The organism is Pseudoalteromonas sp. SWYJ118, from assembly GCF_015864505.1.
GTDB classification, from domain to species: domain Bacteria; phylum Pseudomonadota; class Gammaproteobacteria; order Enterobacterales; family Alteromonadaceae; genus Pseudoalteromonas; species Pseudoalteromonas arctica.
The window spans coordinates 24,782-30,781 of the sequence record NZ_JADYXC010000033.1; the positions used below are offsets into that span (position 1 = coordinate 24,782).

General features: G+C 37.5%; 6 protein-coding genes. 1 reads left to right on the forward strand and 5 read right to left on the reverse strand.

Going from position 1 to position 6,000, the window contains the following annotated elements:
- Positions 1-13 precede the first annotated feature (13 nt).
- A complete protein-coding gene (locus tag I6F48_RS19790; protein ID WP_002960627.1) occupies positions 14-208 on the forward strand; it encodes a (2Fe-2S)-binding protein in 195 nt (64 codons plus the stop codon).
- 66 nt (positions 209-274) lie between these two features.
- Here I6F48_RS19790 and bfr (I6F48_RS19795) read toward each other — a convergent pair whose 3' ends face one another.
- The 5 genes from bfr (I6F48_RS19795) to I6F48_RS19815 all read right to left on the reverse strand — a co-directional run bounded on the left by bfr (I6F48_RS19795) (position 275) and on the right by I6F48_RS19815 (position 5,698).
- Positions 275-739 (reverse strand): bacterioferritin, encoded by a 465-nt coding sequence (bfr, locus tag I6F48_RS19795; protein WP_010554007.1) that lies wholly within the window; start codon positions 737-739, stop codon positions 275-277.
- 12 nt (positions 740-751) lie between these two features.
- Positions 752-1,222 carry a bacterioferritin gene (bfr, locus tag I6F48_RS19800; RefSeq protein ID WP_165728420.1) on the reverse strand — a complete coding sequence of 157 codons (471 nt, stop codon included), beginning with the start codon at positions 1,220-1,222 and terminating at the stop codon, positions 752-754.
- A 264-nt stretch (positions 1,223-1,486) separates the two neighbouring features.
- Positions 1,487-3,622 carry a TonB-dependent receptor gene (locus I6F48_RS19805; protein ID WP_197120142.1) on the reverse strand — a complete coding sequence of 712 codons (2,136 nt, stop codon included), beginning with the start codon at positions 3,620-3,622 and terminating at the stop codon, positions 1,487-1,489.
- A 72-nt stretch (positions 3,623-3,694) separates the two neighbouring features.
- Entirely contained in the window at positions 3,695-4,765 is a 1,071-nt protein-coding gene (locus I6F48_RS19810; RefSeq protein WP_165740455.1) for a PepSY-associated TM helix domain-containing protein, read from the reverse strand.
- Between the two features lie 57 nt (positions 4,766-4,822).
- Positions 4,823-5,698, reverse strand: a complete 876-nt coding sequence (locus I6F48_RS19815) for a cation diffusion facilitator family transporter (RefSeq protein ID WP_165740457.1) — start codon at positions 5,696-5,698, stop codon at positions 4,823-4,825.
- Between the last annotated feature and the right edge of the window lie 302 nt (positions 5,699-6,000).

Below are 6,000 nucleotides of genomic sequence, written 5' to 3' on the forward strand. Positions count from 1 at the left end.
GTGGTTTGTATTCATGTATATTTGTCTATGTCACGGTGTGACTGATAAAAAAATTGAGCAAACAATTGACGATGGTGCAACGACCATGCGTGAATTAACTAAAGAGCTTAAAGTAGGCAGCCAATGCGGTAAGTGCTGTGGTTGTACTAAAAAGATCCTTAATCGCAGACTTATTCAGATTGCTGATGTAACGGATCAAGTTGCTTAATTACATATAAAAACTTAGATATAAAAAAAGCAGCTTTTTAGCTGCTTTTTTTATGCTTGTTACTATTTACAGTTGAGACTGTAAGTAGTTTTTAATACCCGTATTTTTAATAAGTAATTGTTGGGTTTCTAACCAATCAATTTGCTCTTCTTGTTCATTTAAAATGTGATCAAGAGCTTCACGGGTAATATAATCTTTTTTGTTTTCAGCCAGTTTAACTGCGCTACGTAACTCATCAATAGTATCGAGTTCAAAACCCATATTAGCTGCAATCATTTCTTCGCTGTTTTCACCAATACGTAATCGGCCTAAGTCTTGAAGATTTGGTAAGCCTTCTAAAAACAAAATACGTTCGATTAAACGATCGGCGTTTTTCATTTTTTGAATTGATACTTTGTAATCTGCTTTGTCTAGTTGAGTGAAACCAAAATCTTTAAACATGCGTGCATGTAAAAAGTATTGGTTAATACCAACAAGCTCATTAGCGAGTACTTTATTAAGCGCTGCAATAACGTCTTTATCGCCTTTCATAATATGCTCCTACTAAGCCATTTGTGCTTGATGGTAATTTTCAGAACCAATCTTATCAATTAAGCCAAGTTGCTGCTCTAACCAGTAAACATGGTCTTCTTCGGTATCAAATAACAGTTTTTCTAAAATGCTACGAGATTGATAATCTTGTTGTTTTTCACATATTGCGATGACGTCTTTAACACACGCAACTACTTCAAGCTCTAGTGTTAAATCGTTTTGCATCATGCTTTTTACATCGTTACCGATAAGTAAATCACGGCGCTTAGTCATATTTGGTACACCTTCTAAAAACAAGATGCGCTTAATAAGCCAGTCTGCGTGATCTTTTTCTTCTTCCATCTCGTGGTTAAGGCGATCGTATAGTTTGTTTAAACCCCAGTCGTCATACATGCGCGAGTGTATAAAATACTGATCGATTGCTGCTAATTCGTTAGCTAACAATGTATTAAACGCATCGATTACTTTTTGATTACCTTTCATGATAAATCGCCTTAACTATTTCAATTGTATGCAGTGTAGTACAAATAGCCTATATTGCAAGTTTTCTCTATAAAAATCATTGCGTTACTATTGGTTTTGATTCTTATTTAAGTTTGCGTTACTGCTTGGTTTATGGACAGTTTTTTATTTGCATTAGCATCTAATACAAGATCATGATTGATAGGAAAAAGCGAGACGTTTATTTATGCGGGATTTGTTGAGCATATAGGCATGCAGGGCATGCCTATTACGCGTGCTTATTTGTTAAAATTGATATTTAGCACCCAGCGTTGCCGTTGTGCCTAATCCTTTAATATTGTATCCACCGTAGGTGTATGCCTGTGCGCGGGCAGGGTAGTAATCACTATTGAATAGGTTTTCTATTCCAAAATACCCACTCCATTGAGCGTTAACATTGTATTGGCCACTTAAGTTGAATGTGTTGTAGCTACTAACAGGGCCCTGATCGCCAGAGTATTGGCCTTGCGCATTTTTATCAAAACGCTTTCTGTCGCCTACATATAAAAAGCTCATTGCAAGCGATAGCTCGTCATTTGTTTGCCACGTTACATTCGCTGTTGCTTTAGGTGGGCTAATTTGGCTTGCGCCTAGATAGTCATCAGCTTCGGTGTTTTTACCTTCTACGTAACTATATGTGGCGCTTAACTTAAGGTCTTGGGTAATAGTGTAATTAACTAACCCTTCGTAACCCCATATTTCTTGTGGTGCACGCACAGGTTCGTAAACTCCCGTTACTTCATTATACTCATTACTAGTACCAAGCTCTGAGGTACTTCTGTAAAGAGCAAATTCAAAACGTACGTTTTCAAACTGTGAGGTAAAACCAACTTCGTAATTGTCGATTATTGAGGCTTGTGTTTGAATAAGTGCAATGTCGTCAACGGTCGCTGCGCGAAGTAAGCGGCCAATATCAGAAATATCAGAACCCTGTGAGTAACTAAAAAACGGGCTAAAGACATCGGTTAAGTTATATTTAATACCGGCATTATAGGTTGTTGCATCGTAATTAATGGTGTCGCCACGCACATTTAATGGTACTGAACATTGCGATACGGTTTTGCAAAGTTTTAGCGTTTGGTAGTCACTTACGCTCAAATCAATGCTTTCGTTTCTTACACCCGCTTTTACAATAATGTCGTCGTTTATTACCCATTTTGTTTGTAAAAAGCCTGCCACACTTTCCATGTCCATTTCTGGCACCCACACACGGCCATCTACTAAAGGTTGCGATGTTTTATCGTTTAAGGCATCAATACCGTAGATTAGGGTGGCTGTTACGTTTTCAAAATCAAACTGACTATTAAATGTAGCTCTGGCACCTTGCTTGTCTGATTTAATAACCGATTGACCACCGCTATAACCTTCATCAAGATTGGCTAAAGCGGTTGAGAAAAAGAATACGTTTTCTATATTTTGTTTATACAGATCGAGGGTCATTTGTGTGTTTTCAAACAACGCGTAATCAACATATTTTAGGGTTATATTTTCGTTGCCTTCTGGGCCTTGCGGTTTACCTTGTTTTTGAAGCTCTAAGGGGACGTGTATAGCGTATGTTTTTTCCCCTATATTGCCATCGCCAGTAACATCGCCTAAATCAGTTTTTTGCTGTGAGCTGTAAAAGTTATAGCTAAACTGCAGTTGCTTTTCGTCGTCAAAATCATAAGTTAGTTTGGTAAAATAGTTTTGAGTTTCAGAGTCTGATAAACCATATTGCAAGCCTAAAATATCGCCCTCTGCATCGCGTTGTACGCCGTTTTCTTCATAGCTTGCCGTTAACAGGTAGCTTAGTTTATCGAGTTTTCCGTTTACTGAAGCCGCTATTCTACCGCCGCCACTTTCTGCTAATTTAACAGCGCTAAAGCGACTTGAAATACTTATTTCACCTTCCGGTTTACCATCACTGCGAGCCTGTTTTGTTATGTAGTTAATAATGCCACCTGAGGCACCATTACCATAAGTAGACGTTGCGCCTTTTATGACTTCAATGCGCGCTATGGCACTTGCATCAAGCGTTTTTACACCTAAAGAACCATTACGAAGAGGGGTTGATTGCGGTACACCATCAATCATTATTAAAGGCGCACGGCCGCGTAGTGTTTGTCCTGAATTACTTGAACTGCCAGTATCTGGGGCAAGGCCAGGAACCATTTGCGCGAGTAAACTTCCCAGTTCTGAGCTTACCTTTAAATGCTGTTGTATTTGTTGCTGATTAATAACGGTAATCGAGGCGGGTACTTCGTCAATGCTTTCTGATATGCGGCTGCCAGATACAATGACATGCTCTAACTGATCAGAAGTGTATTCATTTTTATTATTTTCATTTGCTAACGTGTTAGTACTTATTGCAACAGCAATAAGGCAAAGCGAAGTTTTTAACATGGGGTGTCTTAGTTGATAATAATTTACGTAATGGTAATTATTATCAACTAATGACGCAAGTGTTAATGAGATTTATTTCCATTTATGGCGTTTTAACCAAAAATATACACCGCTTACAATAAAAAATGCGAGTGAAAGGGCTATTAATAACCATAAAAACTGCACAATAGGACCTGCAAAATCACCAATGTGAAACTTATACTTAAAGTTCCATGCTTGTGTTGTGAAGTTGGTTTTACTGGCGTCAAATGAGTTTAATACTTTACCAGTAAATGGGTTAATCCAAACCCAGCTGTAAGCGTGGCTTTCGCCAGGGTTTTGCATTCTCAGTGCAATTGCTTCGTCATCTTTTTTAGGTAAGTAAATTCTATATACTTTACCATCTGGAAATACGTTCTCTGCATTTTTAATTGCTTGATTGTAGTTTAACGCAGCTTGAGAAGGGGCTATTATTTTTGGCGCTTCAGGTCTTTGTTCTACTTTATTAAACGTCACAAATTCTAATACCGATTGAGTTTGTGTTTTCCAGTTAAATGCCATGCCAGTAAAGGCAATAAGCATAAGCGGTATAAAAAAGTAAACACCCAGTACAGTATGCAATTGGTACATAAGCACTCTAAATTTGGCTTTGGGTTTTATGGCTAAACGTTTAATTCTGTTTTTGGGCTTTACCCATAAATAAAAGCCCAGTAATACATTTATTAAAAGTAGCAATGCACATACCGACATCCAATTTTTAAAGGTTTTTTCACCCTTACTGTTTTCAAACAACAGCCAGCGATGCAATCCCATCGCAAACCCATAAATCGTATCTGTTGATTCATAGATATTTAGTACACTCCCAGAGTAGGGATTAACACTCGCGTAGTGTTTATTGGCTAACCTAAACTGCCATGCGGCGTTTGGCGCTTGTTCGGGCATAAAAAAGGTGATTTTTTGCTTAGTTTGAGCTTGTACATTTTGTATAAGTACATCGTAAGGCATTAAGTTTGTTTGTGGCGTTACGAGCCATTTATTTGGTTCTATTAGGTGCTGTATATCTTTTGCATAAATCATAACAGCACCGGTTAAACTCACTATTAATAAAAATAGTCCGCTAATAAGGGCAAGGCCTAAATGAATTCTACGTAACCAAAGTTTCAAAAACGGTATCTCATTATGAGTTAATGGCAACATTGTAAATGATAATACGAGCTGTTTTCAATTAAATAGTTGTGTATTTGGTTGGATTTCTATTATGCAGTTTTCGATATTAAAATTGTCGTGTAAAAAGCTTTTTAAGGTTAGCAAATCAATTGCTTGCTGAGTGCTAATAACAAGCTCGCAGTAGTTTTCTTTATCGTCTAGTTGCCAAAGCTTAATGCTAACTACCGATTCGATATTAAATTCACTACCAATAGCATTCGATATAGCATGTGTGTCGATGTTATTGGGTGCTGCTTGCATTAAAATTTTGCAGCTTTGCTTTAATAGTAAAATGCCATGATAAATTACATAGATAGAAATAAGTACAGTGGCAATTAAATCGACAATGTACCATTGGTATAAAATAATTAAGGTGCCCGCAATAATTACCACAATAGACGCCATTGCATCAGATACGTTATGAATAAAGGCCGCCTTTATATTTATACTGTGATTTGCACCCGCTCGGTAGGTTAAAAATGCGGTTGCTAAATCGATTACCAATGCTATTGCTGCCACCCACACAACTATCCAGCCATTAATTGGTTGAGGGTTTAAATAGCTCGAAATGGCTTCAAAAATTAAATACACGCCAATTAATATTAATGTACAGCTATTAAAAAGTGTGGCGAGTATTTCAGCGCGTTTATAGCCAAAGTGATGAGTGCCGTCAGCAGGTTTATTACCAACTTTACGTGCAACCAAGGCTATAAATATAGCGGCAGCATCACTTAAATTATGAAGGGCATCGGCTATAAGTGACAAACTGCCCGAAAATATCCCGCCAATAACTTGGGCTACGGTTAGCAATACATTAATAACCACAGCAACGGTGAGTTGTTTATTGCTTTGGTTTTCGTCTACATGACTATGTGAGTGATCGTGCGCCATAATTCCCTCAAATGCATTGATTGAATATTGCTTATATCATGGGTGATTTAAAACAGCTACAGGAGTTATAGCGTAAATGAACGCAATTGTAAGTTAGTAATAAAGACGTACTTTTTTTGAATGCGTGAATTTAAGATTGTAACGCTAAATGTCGATTTTTTAAGGAGTTTACAGCTCAAAACCAGGGCAAGATCATGAACTTTCCATTTTGAGCCAAGTGTGATCAAATACGCTTCTAATTCATAGGAGTCTCAAATGTTATCTGCCTTTAATGAACATTTTTCACCAATCCCTGATCATCG